Here is a 16,902-nt window from a genome sequence, read left to right on the forward strand (position 1 = left end):
TTTTATAAAAATATTCATAGTATGGCGGTTGTGGCGAAGTGGTTAACGCACCAGATTGTGGCTCTGGCACTCGTGGGTTCGATTCCCATCAATCGCCCCATACATATTTTTGCGGGTGTAGTTTAGTGGTAAAACCTCAGCCTTCCAAGCTGATGTCGTGGGTTCGATTCCCATCACCCGCTCCATTTGTATATCTGTTCATGGGCCTGTAGCTCAGCTGGTTAGAGCGCACGCCTGATAAGCGTGAGGTCGGTGGTTCGAGTCCACTCAGGCCCACCATGATCTTCCGCAGTAGCTCAGTGGTAGAGCTATCGGCTGTTAACCGATCGGTCGTAGGTTCGAATCCTACCTGCGGAGCCAAATGGAGAAGTACTCAAGTGGCTGAAGAGGCGCCCCTGCTAAGGGTGTAGGTCGCGTAAGCGGCGCGAGGGTTCAAATCCCTCCTTCTCCGCCATTATTGTATGGCCCGTTGGTCAAGCGGTTAAGACACCGCCCTTTCACGGCGGTAACACGGGTTCGAATCCCGTACGGGTCATTTTTAAAAGAGATCTTGTCAAAGATCTCTTTTTTGTTTTCTTCAAAACGAAAGACCGCTATCATGGCGGTCTTTTTTTACATATTCATGGAATAGATCGTATAAGACAAGTATGTCGCAAAGAAGCCCCATAAGACATAAGGGATCAGTAAAATTGGAACGACTTTGCTTAGTTTACGTGAGACGATGACAAGTGCAAGTGCTGTCAGTGCAACGAGCAGGCAGTCGATCGTAGCCACAAACAAATCCTTTTGTGTAAATTGAAAAAAGCTAAAGGCTTGATTGAATACGTAATTTAAAAGAAAAAGAATCCAAAATGGTAAAGTGATTTTTTGGAATCCATATTTTCCATAAATGATCGCTGCGGACAATGAGATGAGTGCAAATAAGACAGCCCACACAGCACCAATCACACCGCCACCAGGTGTCCATTCTGGTTTATTTAATGCGTCATACCATTCTCTGTCGATGGGGAACAAAAATCCGGCAATAGAGAATAGTGCGTATGTAATAAAGAAGACGACAATCGCCCAAATGATACTTTTTCTAGCCATCAAGAATCTCCTCCAATCAAATTCACTCTTAAAGTGATTTCCCAATCATTACATGATATAAACATAAAGCCCCCAATATGAGGGGACTAATGATTTTCTTCTGTATAAGGTTCTTCCTCGAACGGTTTCAAGTCACCAAATACCGTCATGACACCTTCTTCGTCTAATGCTTCTTCATAGGCCTCGTGTGCTTTGTTCGGATACACCTTGCTTGCTTTTCCTTCAATATCAGCAGCTGCGAATCCTTCGTAGTCCTCCACATAATCTTCATCTTCTGATTGTGTATACACATCATCGTATGTCAAAGGTGGGAATTCCATATCAGACGGGGTATCAGAGTTTCCGTAGCGTTCTACGTCTTGGTAGGCATCCTCTCCGTCGTACGCAGCACTTTCTTCATTTTCAAATTGTCCAGCTGGCGGACTTAATAAATCCTCTTCAATCGGACGGTTTTGTGAAACGGTCTGTTCTTTTGAGTGCTCTGTGCATGTGACGGCAGTAGGCAAGGCTTCTAAGCGTTCCTTTGGAATAGGGGCCTTACAGACCTTGCATAGTCCATAAGAGCCGTCTGCAATGGCTTGAAGTGCTTCATTGATGTCTAACATATGTTCATGTTCCAAGCTGTTTAAAGCAATATCTTTCCCACGCTCGAACAGTTCTGTCCCTTGATCACCCGGGTGGTTATCATAGGCAGACAATTCACCGACTGAATCGTAAGGAAAGGATACTTTCTGTTCATCGTCATGGCTTTTGGCTTCAAGTTCTTTCTTTTCATCGAGAAGGCGCTGCTTCAAATGATGTAATTCGTCTTTAGACAACAAAGCGATCATCCTTTCATATCAAACATATTGTTAGTATGAGCAATTTTATATGTAAGACTAGTTCCAAATTGAAGCAATTCCTAATTAAAAAACGCCTGCGGCTGCAGGCGTTCTTTGTTACGCGATATAGTATTGTAAGATCAAAGCGATCGTCAGCAGAAAACCAAAAAATGTATTGGTTTGAGCTGTAGATTTCATGGCATTCATTAATTCAATCGGTTTTTCTTTTTGCTTAAACTCTTTAATGGCTGTATAGGCTTTTGGCACACTGAGTAAAACAAGAAGACTCCAAAGACCGACGATATCTGTGAAGATATAAACAAAAATGAGTACATATGATACCAAAAACATGGAAAGTAAAATGTTCACTGCAGCTTTACGTCCAGCAAGGATGGCAAGTGTTTTTCGTCCATTTTCCTTATCCCCGTCTAAATCACGGATATTGTTCGACAGTAATATGGCACCAACTAAAATAGAAATTGGTAGTGAAATGAGAACCGCTTTAGACGTCAGTGTGCCTGTTTGGATATAGAAACTAATCAGGATGATCCCTAATCCCATAAAAGCACCTGAAACAAGTTCTCCAAACGGTGTATATGCAATTGGTACAGGGCCGCCAGTATAGAAATAGCCTGCTGCCATACAAATAAGTCCTATTAATGCAATCCACCAACTAGACATCATGCAAATATAGACCCCAAGTAATAAAGAAAGTGCAAATAGTGCATAAGCGAGGCTGAGGACTGTCTTTGGCTTCACACCGTTTCTTACAATGGCTCCGCCGATGCCGACAGATTTCTCGTTGTCCAGCCCGCGAACATAATCAAAGTACTCATTAAACATGTTTGTTGCGATTTGGATAAACATAGATGCAAACAGCATGGCTAAAAATAGCCCAACATGTATTTGACCACTTGGAAGTGCTAAAACAGTTCCTAAAGTAACGGGAATAAAAGCCGCTGTTAGTGTATGCGGTCGTAGTAAATTCCACCAAATTCGCCAGTTTTTATCAGGCTTTATTGGTGAAAGCTGATCTGATATCGATTGATGCTGCATAAAATATACTCCTTTAAATAAAAAAATACGTACACGTCCAAATTCCAGTTTAGCAAAGTTCAAAAAGGTGTCAATATATTGATGCGATGAATCGGGAAAAAGATGTTTGCTAATCGTTGCCATATCGAAGGAAAGCTTGATTTTAGAACGGTCCTGCCATTTTGCTTTAGATGCTCTCGTTTCAATAAGCAAGAGCGAAAAAATCTTGAAAGCGTGATATAATAAGGATTCGAGGTTTTAGAAGCTGTTTTCTTTACTAAGTTCATCTGTTAAGGTTTATAATAGAAAAGCAGGTCATTCGACATATTCGAATGTTCATGTATTTTTTCATTATGTTTTTATTTTTTATGTAATTCATGGATTTTGGAGGAATGTATCATGGTGACAACAGTGCAAAGTACTTTCCGGCAGGAAGCGCTTGCGACATTAGAAGAAGCGAATAACGTCAACCATGCTGTTTTGATAAGCTACTCCAGAAGAGTTGACGATCTGGATCCTCTTGCCTTTTTCCAAAGCGGCGAAGCGGATTTTTTAGGCGAGCGGTTTTTTTGGTCTGATCCAGAAAGCCAAATGATATTTTCTGGACTTGGCAGAGCGGCCGTCATTAAATCATCTGAGCAAGGCAAGGAACGATTCGATATAGTCCATCAAGAATGGGAACAGCTCAAGCAGCACATGTTCCATTTTCATGATGAAAAGGAGTTAAAGCAAGCGGCTGTTGGTCCGCTTTTATTTGGAGGATTCTCGTTTGATCCGTATGAAGAGAAGGCGCGTCATTGGGAAGCATTTGGCGAGGCTCATTTTTTTGTGCCATCGATCATGCTGACTGTCTCAAAAGAAGGCAGTTTTCTTACGATCAATGAGTGGAAGCAGGTGGACGGGAATGTTCATCAGCTTATTCAGGAATTAGAACAAAAAGCCTCTCGTTTCGAGACATTGCCAGTACGGACTGGTGGACAAGCTGAACTTGTTCATGTGGAAGAGCTGGATGTGAAGGAATGGATGAAGGCGATCCAAGAAGCGACAGACCACATTCGTGCAAACGAATATGAAAAGGTTGTTTTAGCAAGAGAAGTCTTGCTTCACTATAAAAATCAAATTGAACTCGCTCCACTATTAGCAGAATTATTAAAGCATCAAACAACGAGTTATGTTTTTGCGGTTGAACAGGGAAGACAAGCATTTGTCGGAGCAACGCCGGAACGCTTAGTCAAAAAAAGCGGCGGAGAGGTGTTTTCATCCTGTTTAGCAGGCTCCATTGTTCGCGGAAAAGATGAAGCGGAGGATTACGCTTTAGGCGAGGAACTGCTGCATGATGAGAAGAATTTGATTGAACATCAAATTGTCGTCAATATGATTGAGCAAGCATTTGAAGCCAATTGCCTTCACGTGCATAAACCAAATCAACCAAGTCTTTATAAAACAAAAAACATTCAGCATTTGTTTACACCGATTGTGGGAGAAATTAAAAGCAGCTGTTCCCTCTTTTCATTAATTGAGCAGCTCCATCCGACGCCGGCACTAGGCGGATATCCAAAGGAAAAGGCGGTTGAAGTGATTCGTGAAATCGAACCGCTAAAGCGCGGCTGGTATGCAGCGCCGGTAGGCTGGATTGATTCTCAGGATAATGGAGAATTTGCTGTAGCCATTCGGTCAGGTCTTATTGAGGAAGACCGTGTTCGTTTGTTCGCTGGCTGCGGAATTGTAGAGGATTCCCTTGCAAAGCAGGAGTATGAAGAAACACAAGTGAAGTTAAGACCAATGCTGTCTGCTCTTGGAGGTCATCCTATTGAATAATCACATCATGACAACATATATAGGCAGATTGATGGATGAATTCGTCCAAGGTGGTGTGAAAGAGGCAGTTGTCTGTCCTGGTTCTCGTTCAACTCCGCTTGCGATGCTGGCCCTTGCTCATCAAGACATCCATGTTCATGTTTTAGTGGACGAACGGTCTGCTGCTTTTTATGCGCTTGGTCTTGCAAAAGCAAGTCAATCACCAGTGCTGCTTATTTGTACATCAGGTACGGCAGCTGCTAACTTTTATCCAGCCGTTGTAGAGGCGCATTATTCTCGTGTACCTCTTATTGTTTTAACTGCTGATCGGCCGCACGAATTGAGGGAAGTTGGGGCACCTCAAGCGATTGATCAGCAATTCTTATTCGGTAAGTTTGTTAAATGGTTCACAGACTTAGCATTGCCGGAGGACAGTCAAACGATGTTGCGTTATGTTCAGGCGGCAGCTGCGAGAGCAAATCACATGTCGATGCAGGAGCCAAAGGGGCCTGTTCAGGTCAATGTACCTCTGAGAGAGCCATTGCTTCCTGATCTGTCTATTAATCCTTTCGCGCGAGAAAAAGAGGATACGAAAAAGGTATTAGCATCAGGTCAGGCTTTCCCTAATGATCGGGTGATGTCTGAAATCGTAGCCGTCATGAACCAATCCAAAAAGGGATTGATTGTGGCTGGTGAACTTCATACACAGGAAGAAAAAGAGGCGGTTTTACGCCTTTCGAAAGCCCTGCATTTACCTATTTTAGCTGACCCACTTTCTCTTTTGCGCAACGGGCATGAAAATGAAGATCTCATTATCGATGCGTATGATTCTTTATTAAAAGATGAAGCATTACAGCAGCATCTATTGCCGGATATGGTCATTCGTTTTGGATCGATGCCTGTATCTAAGCCTTTATTCAAGTGGCTGGAAAAACATGCGGAAGTGAAGCAGATTGTTGTAGATGCTGCCGGAGGTTTCCGTGATCCTGGGTTAAGTGCTTCGTACGTTATAGAAAGTCATGTGGCTGCTTTTGTAGATGCAGCATTAAATCAAGAAGTCCAACGTAAAGAGACAAGTTTCTTAAACCGATGGCAGAATGCTAATTCTTCATTCAGAACGCATGCTGCCCACTATTCAGATGAGGATTTGTCCTTTGAAGGGAATGTGTACCGTCAGCTTCAGCACCTCTTGCCAAAAGAGAGTGTCCTTTTTATCGGAAATAGTATGCCGATTCGTGATGTAGATACATTTTTTGAAACTCAGTCCAAGCCTTTTCGAATGATGGCGAATCGCGGAGCAAATGGCATTGACGGCGTTGTGTCTACAGCACTTGGCACGTATGCAGCTTTGAAGCAGCCTGTCACTTTAGTCATTGGAGATTTATCATTTTATCATGATATGAACGGTCTGCTCGCAGCTAAGCTGATGGACATTCCGCTGACAGTTGTTTTAATAAACAATGATGGGGGAGGTATCTTTTCTTTCCTTCCACAGGCGTCTGATGAACCGTATTATGAAAAGCTCTTTGGAACGCCGACAGGACTGAATTTTGAGTATGCATCGAGGTTATATGGGGGAACCTATTCGAAACCCGCAACGAAACAAGAGTTGCATGATGTGTATATGGCGCATATCGATGAACCTGGGCTTCATTTAATTGAAATTGAAACAGATCGTCATTCCCGTGTAGACAAGCATCGTCAAATGATGGATGACATATTGGAAGAAGTGAAAAAAGAATGCCTTCTCTCATCATAAGAATGCGTGATGGGGTAGCGTACGAAGTGGTGGATCAGAACCCATCGGCAGCAAATGCCACATTATGCTTACACGGCTTCACTGGAAGTGCAGCGTCTTGGACGTTCTTGAATGCTAATTTGGAGAATACAAGACTGATTCAGGTCAGTTTGCTTGGACATGGGCGTACGGACTCGCCAGAAAGTGTGAGAAGATATGCGATGTCTCAGCAGCTGGCAGATCTTGCAGAGATTTTAAACCAATTAAAGCTTCACAAAGTGAATATTCTCGGATATTCTATGGGAGGGCGTATTGCTTTATCATTTGCCGCTCGTTATCCAGATCGTGTCAACAAACTGATCCTTGAGAGTACGTCTCCAGGGCTTCGCACATTTAAAGAGCGGATGGCAAGACTGAAGCAGGATCATCAACTCGCCCAAAAAATCAGGCATGAAGGCTTAGTGAAGTTTGTGGATTTTTGGGAGAGCATTCCTTTGTTTGCTTCGCAGAAAGCTTTATCAGCGGAAAAGCAGGCTCAACTGAGAGAAGGAAGACTGAAAGCCAATCCACTTGGGCTGGCTCGCAGCTTAGAAGGCATCGGAACAGGTTCACAGCCGTCTGTTTGGAAGGCATTAAAGCATATTCATTTGCCTGTTTTGCTCATTTGCGGAACTCTTGATGAAAAGTTTTTCCATATCGGCAAACGTATGTAGCAGGAGCTGAAAGGAAGTCAATTCATTTTGGCTGAGCATGCTGGGCATACAGTTCATGTGGAACAACCACAGTTTTTTGGTAAAATAGTAAGTGAGTTTATTTTAGCGCAAGATTAGAGGAGGAAATATTGATGGCTATTGAATGGCAAACTGAGCGTCAGTATGACGAAATTTTATATGAAACGTACAATGGTATCGCAAAGATTACGATTAATCGTCCACACGTACATAACGCGTTTACCCCAAAGACTGTTAGTGAATTAATTGATGCATTTTCACGAGCTCGTGATAATTCAGAAGTTGGTGTGATCGTACTTGCAGGTGCTGGCGGAAAAGCATTCTGTTCTGGTGGAGACCAAAAAGTCCGCGGCCATGGCGGTTATGTAGGAGACGATCAAATTCCACGTCTAAATGTATTAGACTTACAGCGTTTGATTCGTGTCATTCCAAAACCGGTTGTTGCGATGGTTGCAGGTTATGCAATCGGAGGCGGACACGTTCTCCACATAGTGTGTGATCTGACAATTGCAGCAGATAATGCGATTTTTGGACAAACAGGTCCAAAAGTAGGCAGCTTTGATGCCGGTTACGGTTCAGGCTATCTTGCACGTATTGTGGGTCATAAGAAAGCGAGAGAAATCTGGTACTTATGCCGTCAATACAATGCACAAGAAGCGCTTGATATGGGACTTGTTAACACAGTTGTCCCATTAGATCAGCTTGAAGAGGAAACGGTGAAGTGGTGTGAGGAGATGCTAGAAAAGAGCCCGACTGCTTTACGATTCTTGAAGGCTGCATTTAACGCAGATACAGATGGGCTAGCTGGAATTCAGCAATTTGCAGGAGATGCGACTCTTCTTTATTACACAACAGATGAAGCAAAAGAAGGACGCGATTCCTTTAAGGAAAAACGCAAGCCGGACTTCGGTCAGTTCCCGCGTTTCCCTTGATTCAATGATATTAATGAACAACAGCTTAGTGCATCAGACTAAGCTGTTTTCTTTTACGAAAAGGAGGTGTCTCATGATGAAGCAACCTAATTGGCTGCTGCACCGTGCCTATTTAACACCAGATCGAGTCGCACTTATTTATCAAGAGAAAGAGTGGACATTTCACGAATTAGCTCAAGAAGCGGACGAGCTTTCAAATAGACTTGCACAAGCATCATTGAAAAAAGGGGAAACAGTTGCGCTTTTGATGAACAATCATCCTCACATGGTGATGCTTGTACATGCGTGTTTTTTATTAGGATTAAAAATCGTGCTATTGAATAATAAGCTGACAAAAGCTGAAAGGCGCTATCAGCTAGAAGATGCAAAAGCAGCGGCGTTATTAACGGAATCTATTTATGCGAGCGATCATGAGGGTGATTTACCCGTTTATACAATGGAAACTTTACCTCAACCAGGGAAAGGCCATGAAAAAAAGATCGAGAGCGAATTTGATTTGAATGAAACAGCAACCATCATGTATACATCTGGGACAACAGGACGTCCAAAAGGTGTAGAGCAAACGTTTGGCAATCATTTTCATAGTGCTGTTTCCTCTGCATTGAATTTGGGTCTCAGAGAGGATGACCGCTGGCTCATTGCCCTGCCTCTTTTTCATATTAGCGGTTTATCTGCCTTATTTAAGTCTGTAATCTATGGAATGACAGTCGTGCTTCATCAGAAGTTTGACGTTGATGAAGTAAAGGGTTGTATTGAACGGCATCGTGTGACGATGATTTCTGTTGTGCAGACGATGTTATCTCGGTTATTAAGCAGACTAGAAGAATGTCCGTCTTCTTTGCGTTGTCTTTTATTAGGCGGAGGACCTGCGCCATATGCGATGCTCCAAGAAAGCAAAGAGAAGGGCTTTCCTGTTTTTCAATCGTACGGTATGACGGAAACCTGTTCACAAATTGTGACGCTTGCACCTGAATTTAGTGTAGAGAAGCTTGGGTCAGCGGGAAAACCTCTTTTTGGGTGTGAACTGAAAATTCAAGATGGTGATCGCATTTGCCGTCCTTTTGAGCATGGCGAAATTATGGTGAAAGGTGCAAATGTGATGAAAGGATACCTTTACCGTGAAGAAGCGACCGCGGCTGCCTTTCATGAGGGCTGGCTGAAGACGGGGGATATTGGCTATGTGGATGAGGAAGGGTTCTTATTTGTGCTTGACCGCCGTTCAGATTTGATTATTTCTGGCGGAGAAAATATTTATCCTGCGGAAATTGAAGCGGTTCTTCTAACACATCCGCATGTAAAGGAAGCCGGAGTAACGGGTATGTATGATGATAGATGGGGAGAGGTACCGGCTGCTTTCCTTGTAACGGATGATAAGATACCGGAGAATGAGCTCTATGCTTTATGTGAGTCGCATTTAGCCAAATATAAATGGCCCGCCGCTTTTCACTTTGTGAACGAGCTGCCAAGAAATGCATCGAATAAATTGCAAAGGCACAGACTCAGATCAAAGGGGTTTTCAAATGATTCAAATTGAACGAGTAATTTTATATCATGTCACGATGAAGCTTAAACAACCATTTACAACAAGTCTTGGAACCATTTCAGAGCGTGAGTTTATTATTGTTGAAGTAAAAGATCAAACAGGATTGACTGGATGGGGAGAGGTATCTGCTTTTTCTTCTCCTTGGTATACAGAAGAAACAATTGAGACTTGCTATCATATGCTGAGGGCTTTCTTTATCCCGAACGTGCTGACGCGCACCTTTACACATCCTTCAGAAATACCTGACAGTCTGTATCAATTTAAAGGCAATAGGATGGCCAAAGCAGGCATTGAAGCGGCTGTTTGGGATATTTATGCGAAGCGTGAGAATAAGTCTTTACGAGATGTATTAGGCGGCACAAAAGATAGAATACCATCTGGTGTTGTGGCGGGGTTAGGCCCTATTGACGATATGCTTGAGCAAATTCAGCAATTTGTTGATCAAGGCTATCAGCGGGTGAAGGTAAAAATTAAACCGGGACAAGATATTGGACTTCTTCAAAAGATAAGAGAGTCTTTTCCTGATCTGCCATTAATGGCAGATGCAAACTCTGCTTATGAATTAAAAGATATTAGCAAGCTCAAGCAGCTCGATGATATTCGCTTATTAATGATTGAACAGCCTCTAGCTGCAGATGATATTGTGGACCATCGCCATTTGCAAAAACATTTAAAAACGCCGATTTGTTTAGATGAAAGTATTTGTTCTTTAGATGATGCCAGAAAAGCTGTAGAGCTTGGCAGCTGTCAAATTATTAATGTGAAGCCTTCACGAGTTGGCGGACTGACAGAGGCTCTTAAAATTCATACGTTCAGTAAGGAGCATCAAATTCCGTTATGGTGCGGGGGGATGATTGAAACAGGTATTTCCCGCGCGCAGAACGTGGCACTTGCTTCACTTCCTCAATTTACAATTCCCGGTGATATTTCAGCTTCGTCAAAATTTTGGGAGCAGGATATCATTTTTCCTGAAATTAAGGTTGAAAATGGGTTTATTGAGGTGCCTCGCTCGCCAGGAATGGGCGTGGAAGTTGATTACCAAGCGCTCCGTTCGTTTTCAGATAAAATCGACGTGTTTACAAAACATGATTTTGTGAGATAAAAACGAAGAAATCACCTTTTGCTTATCCAATAGAATGGATGTATAGTGAGGGAAAGTTTTTCCTTCCTGTCTGAACAAAAAGAAAGAGCGGTGAACCGCTCTTTCTTACTCTTCTACCAGCTCGCTGTCATAAGCAAGCTGTCCGATATACTGATGCATTTCATTGGGCATGTTTGCTGCATGTCCATATTCATAATCCCAAAGGTTTAAAAAGGAGTGAGCGGCTTGATGGAATGCGGCTTCATCCGCGTCATGAATTTCGTCAAAAAACGTTTGAAGCAGCCGATCGTGTTTCAAATTGAAGCGCCTCCTTTAATGAGACTTAAAGATCTTGTGGTTTAAACGTTTTACAATCCGTTTCTTCACTTTTCTCAGCCGTATTTCCTGTGTGGCTGACGACATAGATTGCATCTGCACCACAGCGGTTTCCAGTATTCCAATAGGAACAGTTATTGACTTCACAAAGGATTTTTTGACTCATACAGATGACCTCCTTTTGAGTATGTCTTTCATCTATAATGTAACCGAAATGAAGCTCGTCCATTCATGTTAATCTTCCTGACGAATATAGCGCTTATCCTTCATAAATAATTTCCAGAAGAAATAGAACCCAGGAAATAAGATGATAAAACCTACAATATAGGTGATAAATAATGCCCTAAATGTGACAGGGTCTGTAAATCCAGACATGATTGTAATATCTGGATAGGCCATGTAAGGCAAGTGAGCACGTCCGTACACGTAGCTTGCTAAGAAATATTGAATGGTAATCGCAATGACGGCAAGGCGTGGTCTCCCTTTCCGATGCTTAAAACGGCTGTTTGGTAAAAATAGAGCTAGTCCTGCTAGCAGGAACATTAGGAGAGATACAAGAAGAATAGGGATGTTCTGCATCATTTTTGTGAACAGCCAATTCGCCTCGCTTCGTAATGTCAGCATGATAAAAAAGGCCATCATGAGTGAAAGTGGACCTGTAATGAGCGCCCCTCTTCTATAAATGCTGTAAGCTTCATCTTCATTAGCTACATTAGAGAAATCAGCTAAAAGCAAGGACGAAAGAAAAAGGGTGCTGAAGATGGCAAAGCCGACAAAAGAATAAACATTTGCACTTGTAAAAACCAGTCCAAGATCTAAAGAGTAGACGTTGTTCTCCTGAAAGATAAATCCACCATGGGTAATTGGGAGAACCATGATCAGGATGGACGGAATGATAAAGCCGCTGATCCCTGAAATATAAGTCACCGCTTTTCTGTATTTCTTAGGCAGTGAATGAGAAAACACGAGAAATCCGCTTCGTAGTGCAAGAAGCAATAAGATGATGCTGCCGGGTATTAATAAAACGGTACCAAGTACAAAGGTCGCACCTGGAAACAGGCTGAACAATGCGACAACGATGGCCACAATAAAGACGTTTGTCACTTCCCATGTTGGAGAAAGATACTTATTCGCGATATTAGCTGCCTTTGTTTGTTCTCTATTCATATAAATCATCGACCAAAATCCTGCGCCGAAATCCATTGATGCCATCACTGCATAGATAAAAACGAATCCCCATAAGATGGTGATTGCAATGAGCGCATCAGTTGTAACATCCATTTGCATCAAGATCGCTCCCTTTTTAAGATTCTGTTAACCGTAGGTCTTCTTCAATCGTATGTTTTCTAAAGTAGTACGTCAGCACAATAACAGTTGCTATGCCTAAGATGAGATAGACAATGGCAAAAAGGATAAAAAGTGTCCCGATCGAGCCAGATGATGTGACAACCTCTGAGGTTTTGAGCATTCGATAAATGACCCATGGCTGACGGCCTGTACATGCAAAGATCCAGCCAAATTCAATAGCCAAAAGACTAAGAGGCCCGCCGAATAAGTAAAGAAAAAGAAGCCACTTCGGGAATTTTTCCCGTTTTAAAATTTTACGATAAAGCAGTGCTAATACCGCAAATAGAATGAGCACCGATCCAATAATGACCATGCCGTTAAATAATGTGTGTATAAATAAAGGCGGCCACTCGTCACGGGGAAAATCATTTAAACCTTTGACCACCGTATCGAAGCTATTTCCTGCGAGAAAACTAAGCGCCCAAGGAATTTCGATCGCACCTTTAATTTCCTGCGCATCAGCATCCGTAAAACCACCTATTGCAAGAGGCGCATGTGATTGCGTTTCAAATAAACCTTCAGCTCCAGCCAGCTTTTCAGGCTGATATTCATACAGAAGCTGAGCAGATTCGTGGCCATTTAAGGCTGTGAGAAAAGAGAAAAGTCCTCCTACAATGAGTCCAAGAAAAAGGGCTTTTCGATGAAATGTATAGAGCTTCTCATTTTTTTTAGTTTTGAGCATTTTAAAAGCTGCAACGGAAGCAATGACAAAAGCACCTGTTGTAAAAGCAGACAGCACAACATGTGTAGCAGTCACAGCAAAGCTTGGATTGAAAAAGGCCTTCCAAGGCTCGATGTTTGTGATTTCTCCATTCACCATCTGAAAGCCAGCAGGTGTCCCTTCAAAAGCATGTACGTTTGTAATCAGAATCGCTGATGCAGCTGCACCAATGACGATAAAAATAACCGTAATGATGCGCATTGCATTTGATAGGCGATCCGCTGCGTACACATAAATAGACATAAATAATGCTTCTATAAAGAACGCATAGATTTCAATCTGGAATGGCAGTGACATGACTTTTCCGATAACCTCCATAAAACCTGGCCATAAAAGGGCAAGCTGCGTACCAGCAATAGTACCTGTTGGGATGGCGACCCCTAATAGAACAGCTTGTGCTTTTGTCCATCGCTTGGCCATGATGGCATAATGCGGGTCCTTTGTTTTTTGAAAGATGAGTTCAGCTAACAAAATCATTAGCGGGATGCCAACGCCAAGCGAGGCATAAATAATATGAAAGCCCATGGTTGTGCCGAACAGGCTTCTAGCTAAAACGAGATCAGTCAATTTTTTCTCCGCCTTTCTTATCGCTTCTCTTTTTCATGATGCTTATTATTCTCCACCATTTTTAGATTATTCTTCCTGACTAAGAAAGCTTGTTTTTTGACAAGTTGTATAAGAGGGAGTAGAATATAATTATAAAACGTAATCATTACGTTTTGATAACGAAAGGAGTTTTGACATTGAAAAGAGATATTCATCCAACCTCACATGAAGTTGTATTTATGGACGTAAACAGCGGTTACCGCTTCTTGAGTAAATCAACAAAGACATCAAATGAGACAGTAGAGTGGGAAGATGGGAAAACGTATCCTGTCATTAAAGTAGAAACAAGCTCTGATACGCATCCTTTTTATACAGGACGCCAAAAATTCGGAGAAAAAGGCGGAAGAGCCGAGCTGTTTAAGAAAAAATATCAAATGTAATCAAAAAAGCACGCCTGATAACGGTGTGCTTTTTTACAGCAAAAAACCCCGGCTGATAAAGCCCGGGGTTCAAAACATTAATCATTTAAAGCGGTGTTTAAGGTCTTTAAGTTTTGTTTCATTAAGCTGACGTAGCTTTCGCCATTTTTGGCATCATCTTCAGTAATGGATTCTAGATTTTTAAGGGTTAAGCTTTTTGCCCCAATTTCACTGCGGATCGTATCTGATACTTTGCTGCTGACGTTGTTTTCAAAAATAACGTATTGAATGTGATGCTTTTCCGCTTTTTGTACAATGTTTTCGAGCTGCTTTTGTGAAGGCTCTTCGGAAGCAGATAATCCTAAAACGCTGATTTGCTCAATGCCATAGCGCTTTTCCCAATAACCATAAGCTGCGTGGGAAACAAGAATTTCTTTATGTTTGGCTTTAGATAACGTTGTTTTGAATTCTTGATCTAGGGATTGTAAATCTTTTTTTAGATTTTCATAGTTTTTTGTGTATTCTTTTTTATGATCTGGATCTAATGAGACGAGTGTGTCTTTAATGTTTTTCGCCATTTGCTGCGCATAAACTGGGTCTAACCATGCATGAGGGTCTTTATCTCCGTGATCGTGCCCGTCATGGTCGTGGTCTTCACCTTCATGATCGTGATCTTCGCCTTCTTCATGTGCATGTTCTTCATTTGTCGATAACAATTTGATGCCTTCGGCTGCTTTGACTGTTTTCACACCTTGGTCTTTTAATGTGGCAGCAGTTTTGTCTGCGAATGCTTCAGCCCCTGTGCCGCTGTAGATAAAGGCATCACCTTCAGCCATTTCAACCATCGTTTTCGAACTTGGTTCAAAACTGTGTGCATCTGCATTGGCAGGATACACGCTCTGAGCATGAACGTGAGAGCCGCCTATCTTTTCAGTGAAATCTTGAATTGGGAAGATCGTGGTGTAAATGATTAGTTTCCCGTCTGCCTTTCCTTTTGAAGCATTAGTGCCCGCACTGCTTGAGCACGCGGCAAGGCCGATCGCGAATAAAGCAGCTGTTAAAATAAAAAAGATTTTTTTCATGTAGTAAATGTCTCCTCTCAATCTAATAGATAGAAATGATTACGATTTAATGTCCTGAGTTATTGTATCGTAATAATTACGATTTGAAAAGGGGAAAATAAAAAATTTTCGTCAGCAGATGTTTCCTCTAAAAAAATAAGCTGCAAAACGTGACGAAATTTCTTACATTGTGCTATATTTATTTTTAAAAAAAGATAAAGGAATGGACAAACGTATGAAACTTTTAGATGAAATCATCGAATATAATCAACAATTTATTGAAGAAAAGAAATACGAAGAATTTACAACAACAAAGTTTCCACAGAAAAAAGCTGTCATTCTATCGTGTATGGATACAAGACTTGTTGAACTGCTTCCGCGTGCAATGAACATGAAAAATGGCGATATTAAGATTGTCAAAAGTGCTGGAGCGCTTGTTTCTCATCCATTTGGAAGTATTATGCGAAGCATTTTAGTTGCTGTGTATGAATTAAATGCTGACGAGGTATATGTCATTGGGCATCATGATTGCGGGATGAGCAAAATTGATAGCCAGACACTTTTAAATAAAGCCGTTGAGCGTGGTATTCCAGAAAAGCGTATTGAAGTACTGGAATACTCAGGAATTGATTTTAAACAGTGGCTCAAAAGCTTTAGTTCAGTTGAAGAGAGCGTGAAGGACAGTGTGTCTGTTGTAAAAAATCACCCGCTTCTTCCATCAGATGTACCTGTACATGGGCTTGTCATTGACCCTGGAACAGGGAAGCTTGACTTAGTTGTCAACGGATATGAAGAAAAGTAAGTTACTTTTCCTTTTTAGGCGGAACAGGATCGATGCCGCCAGGGTGAAGCGGATGACATTTCAAAATCCGTTTTATGGTCAGCCAGCCGCCCTTGATCGCGCCATGCGTTTTGATCGCCTCAAGTCCATAGTTTGAGCATGTTGGATAAAACCGGCAGCTTGGCGGTGTAAGTGGGGAAATACATTTTTGATAAAAGCGTATCATGCCGATAAAAATTTGTTTCATAGAGGTTCCTCCTTGTCTGTCTTCCACAGTATAAGAAAAAAGGACAAGGAAGGAAAGTTTTATATACTAAACTGGTCGGAGAAATATGTTATAATATAGGAAATTGCAATTATAGGAGTGGTGATTATGCCTTCAGTTGAAAGCTTTGAACTTGATCATAATGCTGTAAAAGCGCCATACGTTCGTCATTGCGGCGTTCATAAAGTGGGATCAGATGGGGAAGTAAATAAATTTGATATTCGTTTTTGTCAGCCTAACAAGCAGGCGATGAAACCTGATACGATTCATACATTAGAGCATTTGCTTGCGTTTAATATTAGAACACACTCAGAGAAATATGACCATTTTGATATCATCGATATTTCTCCAATGGGCTGCCAGACAGGCTACTATTTAGTTGTCAGTGGTGCACCAACTCCAAAAGAAATCGTTGAACTTCTTGATGCAACATTCAAGGATGCAGTTGAAGTAACAGAAATTCCTGCTGCAAACGAAGAACAATGCGGCCAAGCGAAGCTTCATGATCTTGAAGGAGCAAAACGTTTAATGCGTTTCTGGCTTTCTCAGGATCAAGAAGAGCTTTTAAAAGTATTTGGTTAATAGAATGATGAACCGGACATTTAGATGTCCGGTTTTTTATTTGAATTCCAACAGTGATGTCAAAATAGGGGATATTT

The 16,902-nt window shown here is 41.8% G+C and carries 17 protein-coding genes, 6 tRNA genes and 1 pseudogene; 15 read left to right on the top strand and 9 right to left on the bottom strand.

The window, feature by feature from the left end; all coding sequences use genetic code 11:
- The first annotated feature begins 24 nt into the window (after window positions 1-24).
- The 6 genes from AC20OE_RS04800 (at window position 25) to AC20OE_RS04825 (ending at window position 535) form a co-directional block, all read left to right on the top strand.
- Window positions 25-100 (top strand) — tRNA-His (locus AC20OE_RS04800).
- 11 nt (window positions 101-111) lie between these two features.
- Window positions 112-185: transfer RNA gene (locus tag AC20OE_RS04805), tRNA-Gly, on the top strand.
- Window positions 186-202: 17 nt separating this feature from the next.
- Window positions 203-279: transfer RNA gene (locus AC20OE_RS04810), tRNA-Ile, on the top strand.
- 6 nt (window positions 280-285) lie between these two features.
- Window positions 286-360: transfer RNA gene (locus tag AC20OE_RS04815), tRNA-Asn, on the top strand.
- 3 nt (window positions 361-363) lie between these two features.
- Window positions 364-454, top strand: a tRNA-Ser gene (locus tag AC20OE_RS04820).
- Between the two features lie 9 nt (window positions 455-463).
- A tRNA-Glu gene (locus AC20OE_RS04825) sits at window positions 464-535 on the top strand.
- Window positions 536-612: 77 nt separating this feature from the next.
- Here the strand turns inward: AC20OE_RS04825 and AC20OE_RS04830 are convergent.
- The 3 genes from AC20OE_RS04830 to AC20OE_RS04840 all read right to left on the bottom strand — a co-directional run bounded on the left by AC20OE_RS04830 (window position 613) and on the right by AC20OE_RS04840 (window position 2,966).
- The gene (locus tag AC20OE_RS04830) at window positions 613-1,089 is read right to left on the bottom strand and encodes a TspO/MBR family protein (protein WP_024424942.1); all 477 of its coding nucleotides are present in this window, start codon (window positions 1,087-1,089) and stop codon (window positions 613-615) included.
- Window positions 1,090-1,175: 86 nt separating this feature from the next.
- Window positions 1,176-1,910, bottom strand: a complete 735-nt coding sequence (locus AC20OE_RS04835) for a TraR/DksA C4-type zinc finger protein (protein WP_372555976.1) — start codon at window positions 1,908-1,910, stop codon at window positions 1,176-1,178.
- A 117-nt stretch (window positions 1,911-2,027) separates the two neighbouring features.
- A complete protein-coding gene (locus AC20OE_RS04840) occupies window positions 2,028-2,966 on the bottom strand; it encodes a 1,4-dihydroxy-2-naphthoate polyprenyltransferase (RefSeq protein WP_039183276.1) in 939 nt (312 codons plus the stop codon).
- Window positions 2,967-3,344: 378 nt separating this feature from the next.
- Between AC20OE_RS04840 and AC20OE_RS04845 the strand changes: the two genes are divergently transcribed.
- The 6 genes and pseudogenes from AC20OE_RS04845 (at window position 3,345) to menC (ending at window position 10,788) form a co-directional block, all read left to right on the top strand.
- Window positions 3,345-4,763 (top strand): isochorismate synthase, encoded by a 1,419-nt coding sequence (locus tag AC20OE_RS04845; RefSeq protein ID WP_372555977.1) that lies wholly within the window; start codon window positions 3,345-3,347, stop codon window positions 4,761-4,763.
- Window positions 4,756-6,501, top strand: a complete 1,746-nt coding sequence (menD, locus tag AC20OE_RS04850) for a 2-succinyl-5-enolpyruvyl-6-hydroxy-3-cyclohexene-1-carboxylic-acid synthase (RefSeq protein ID WP_487268582.1) — start codon at window positions 4,756-4,758, stop codon at window positions 6,499-6,501. The genes AC20OE_RS04845 and menD overlap by 8 nt, the downstream gene beginning before the upstream one ends.
- Window positions 6,483-7,310 (top strand): annotated as a pseudogene (gene menH / locus AC20OE_RS04855) (2-succinyl-6-hydroxy-2,4-cyclohexadiene-1-carboxylate synthase). Before menD ends, menH begins: the two are co-directional and overlap by 19 nt.
- Before the next feature lie 14 nt (window positions 7,311-7,324).
- Window positions 7,325-8,143: a 1,4-dihydroxy-2-naphthoyl-CoA synthase gene (menB, locus tag AC20OE_RS04860; RefSeq protein WP_039180914.1), complete on the top strand. Its 819-nt coding sequence runs from the start codon at window positions 7,325-7,327 to the stop codon at window positions 8,141-8,143.
- Window positions 8,144-8,216: 73 nt separating this feature from the next.
- Complete coding sequence (locus AC20OE_RS04865) at window positions 8,217-9,677, top strand: o-succinylbenzoate--CoA ligase (RefSeq protein WP_059375213.1); 1,461 nt, start codon at window positions 8,217-8,219, stop codon at window positions 9,675-9,677.
- Entirely contained in the window at window positions 9,664-10,788 is a 1,125-nt protein-coding gene (gene menC, locus AC20OE_RS04870) for an o-succinylbenzoate synthase (RefSeq protein ID WP_099663582.1), read from the top strand. Before AC20OE_RS04865 ends, menC begins: the two co-directional genes overlap by 14 nt.
- A 105-nt stretch (window positions 10,789-10,893) precedes the next feature.
- Here menC and AC20OE_RS04875 read toward each other — a convergent pair whose 3' ends face one another.
- From AC20OE_RS04875 to AC20OE_RS04890, 4 genes are all read right to left on the bottom strand, one after another.
- Entirely contained in the window at window positions 10,894-11,085 is a 192-nt protein-coding gene (locus AC20OE_RS04875) for a hypothetical protein (RefSeq protein WP_041086813.1), read from the bottom strand.
- Window positions 11,086-11,110: 25 nt separating this feature from the next.
- Window positions 11,111-11,269: a DUF1540 domain-containing protein gene (locus AC20OE_RS04880; RefSeq protein ID WP_008342921.1), complete on the bottom strand. Its 159-nt coding sequence runs from the start codon at window positions 11,267-11,269 to the stop codon at window positions 11,111-11,113.
- Window positions 11,270-11,337: 68 nt separating this feature from the next.
- On the bottom strand, window positions 11,338-12,384 hold the full coding sequence (locus AC20OE_RS04885; RefSeq protein ID WP_169510868.1) for a cytochrome d ubiquinol oxidase subunit II: 1,047 nt from the start codon (window positions 12,382-12,384) through the stop codon (window positions 11,338-11,340).
- A gap of 22 nt (window positions 12,385-12,406) precedes the next feature.
- Window positions 12,407-13,738 (bottom strand): cytochrome ubiquinol oxidase subunit I, encoded by a 1,332-nt coding sequence (locus tag AC20OE_RS04890; protein WP_039180899.1) that lies wholly within the window; start codon window positions 13,736-13,738, stop codon window positions 12,407-12,409.
- Between the two features lie 176 nt (window positions 13,739-13,914).
- Here AC20OE_RS04890 and AC20OE_RS04895 point away from each other — a divergent pair, with 176 nt between their 5' ends.
- A complete protein-coding gene (locus AC20OE_RS04895; protein WP_034665302.1) occupies window positions 13,915-14,157 on the top strand; it encodes a type B 50S ribosomal protein L31 in 243 nt (80 codons plus the stop codon).
- 77 nt (window positions 14,158-14,234) lie between these two features.
- On the opposite strand, the gene AC20OE_RS04900 is transcribed toward AC20OE_RS04895, so the two are convergent.
- Window positions 14,235-15,218 (bottom strand): metal ABC transporter solute-binding protein, Zn/Mn family, encoded by a 984-nt coding sequence (locus AC20OE_RS04900; RefSeq protein WP_047203536.1) that lies wholly within the window; start codon window positions 15,216-15,218, stop codon window positions 14,235-14,237.
- A 214-nt stretch (window positions 15,219-15,432) separates the two neighbouring features.
- Here AC20OE_RS04900 and AC20OE_RS04905 point away from each other — a divergent pair, with 214 nt between their 5' ends.
- A complete protein-coding gene (locus AC20OE_RS04905; protein ID WP_024424929.1) occupies window positions 15,433-15,999 on the top strand; it encodes a beta-class carbonic anhydrase in 567 nt (188 codons plus the stop codon).
- Window position 16,000: 1 nt separating this feature from the next.
- Here AC20OE_RS04905 and yidD read toward each other — a convergent pair whose 3' ends face one another.
- Window positions 16,001-16,225: a membrane protein insertion efficiency factor YidD gene (gene yidD / locus AC20OE_RS04910; protein WP_041107381.1), complete on the bottom strand. Its 225-nt coding sequence runs from the start codon at window positions 16,223-16,225 to the stop codon at window positions 16,001-16,003.
- A 126-nt stretch (window positions 16,226-16,351) separates the two neighbouring features.
- On the opposite strand from yidD, the gene AC20OE_RS04915 reads away from it, so the two are divergent.
- Window positions 16,352-16,825, top strand: coding sequence for an S-ribosylhomocysteine lyase (locus AC20OE_RS04915; RefSeq protein ID WP_003217624.1), 474 nt, complete (start codon window positions 16,352-16,354; stop codon window positions 16,823-16,825).
- The last annotated feature ends 77 nt before the right edge of the window (window positions 16,826-16,902 follow it).

Source organism: Bacillus sp. SRI_025 (assembly GCF_057592095.1).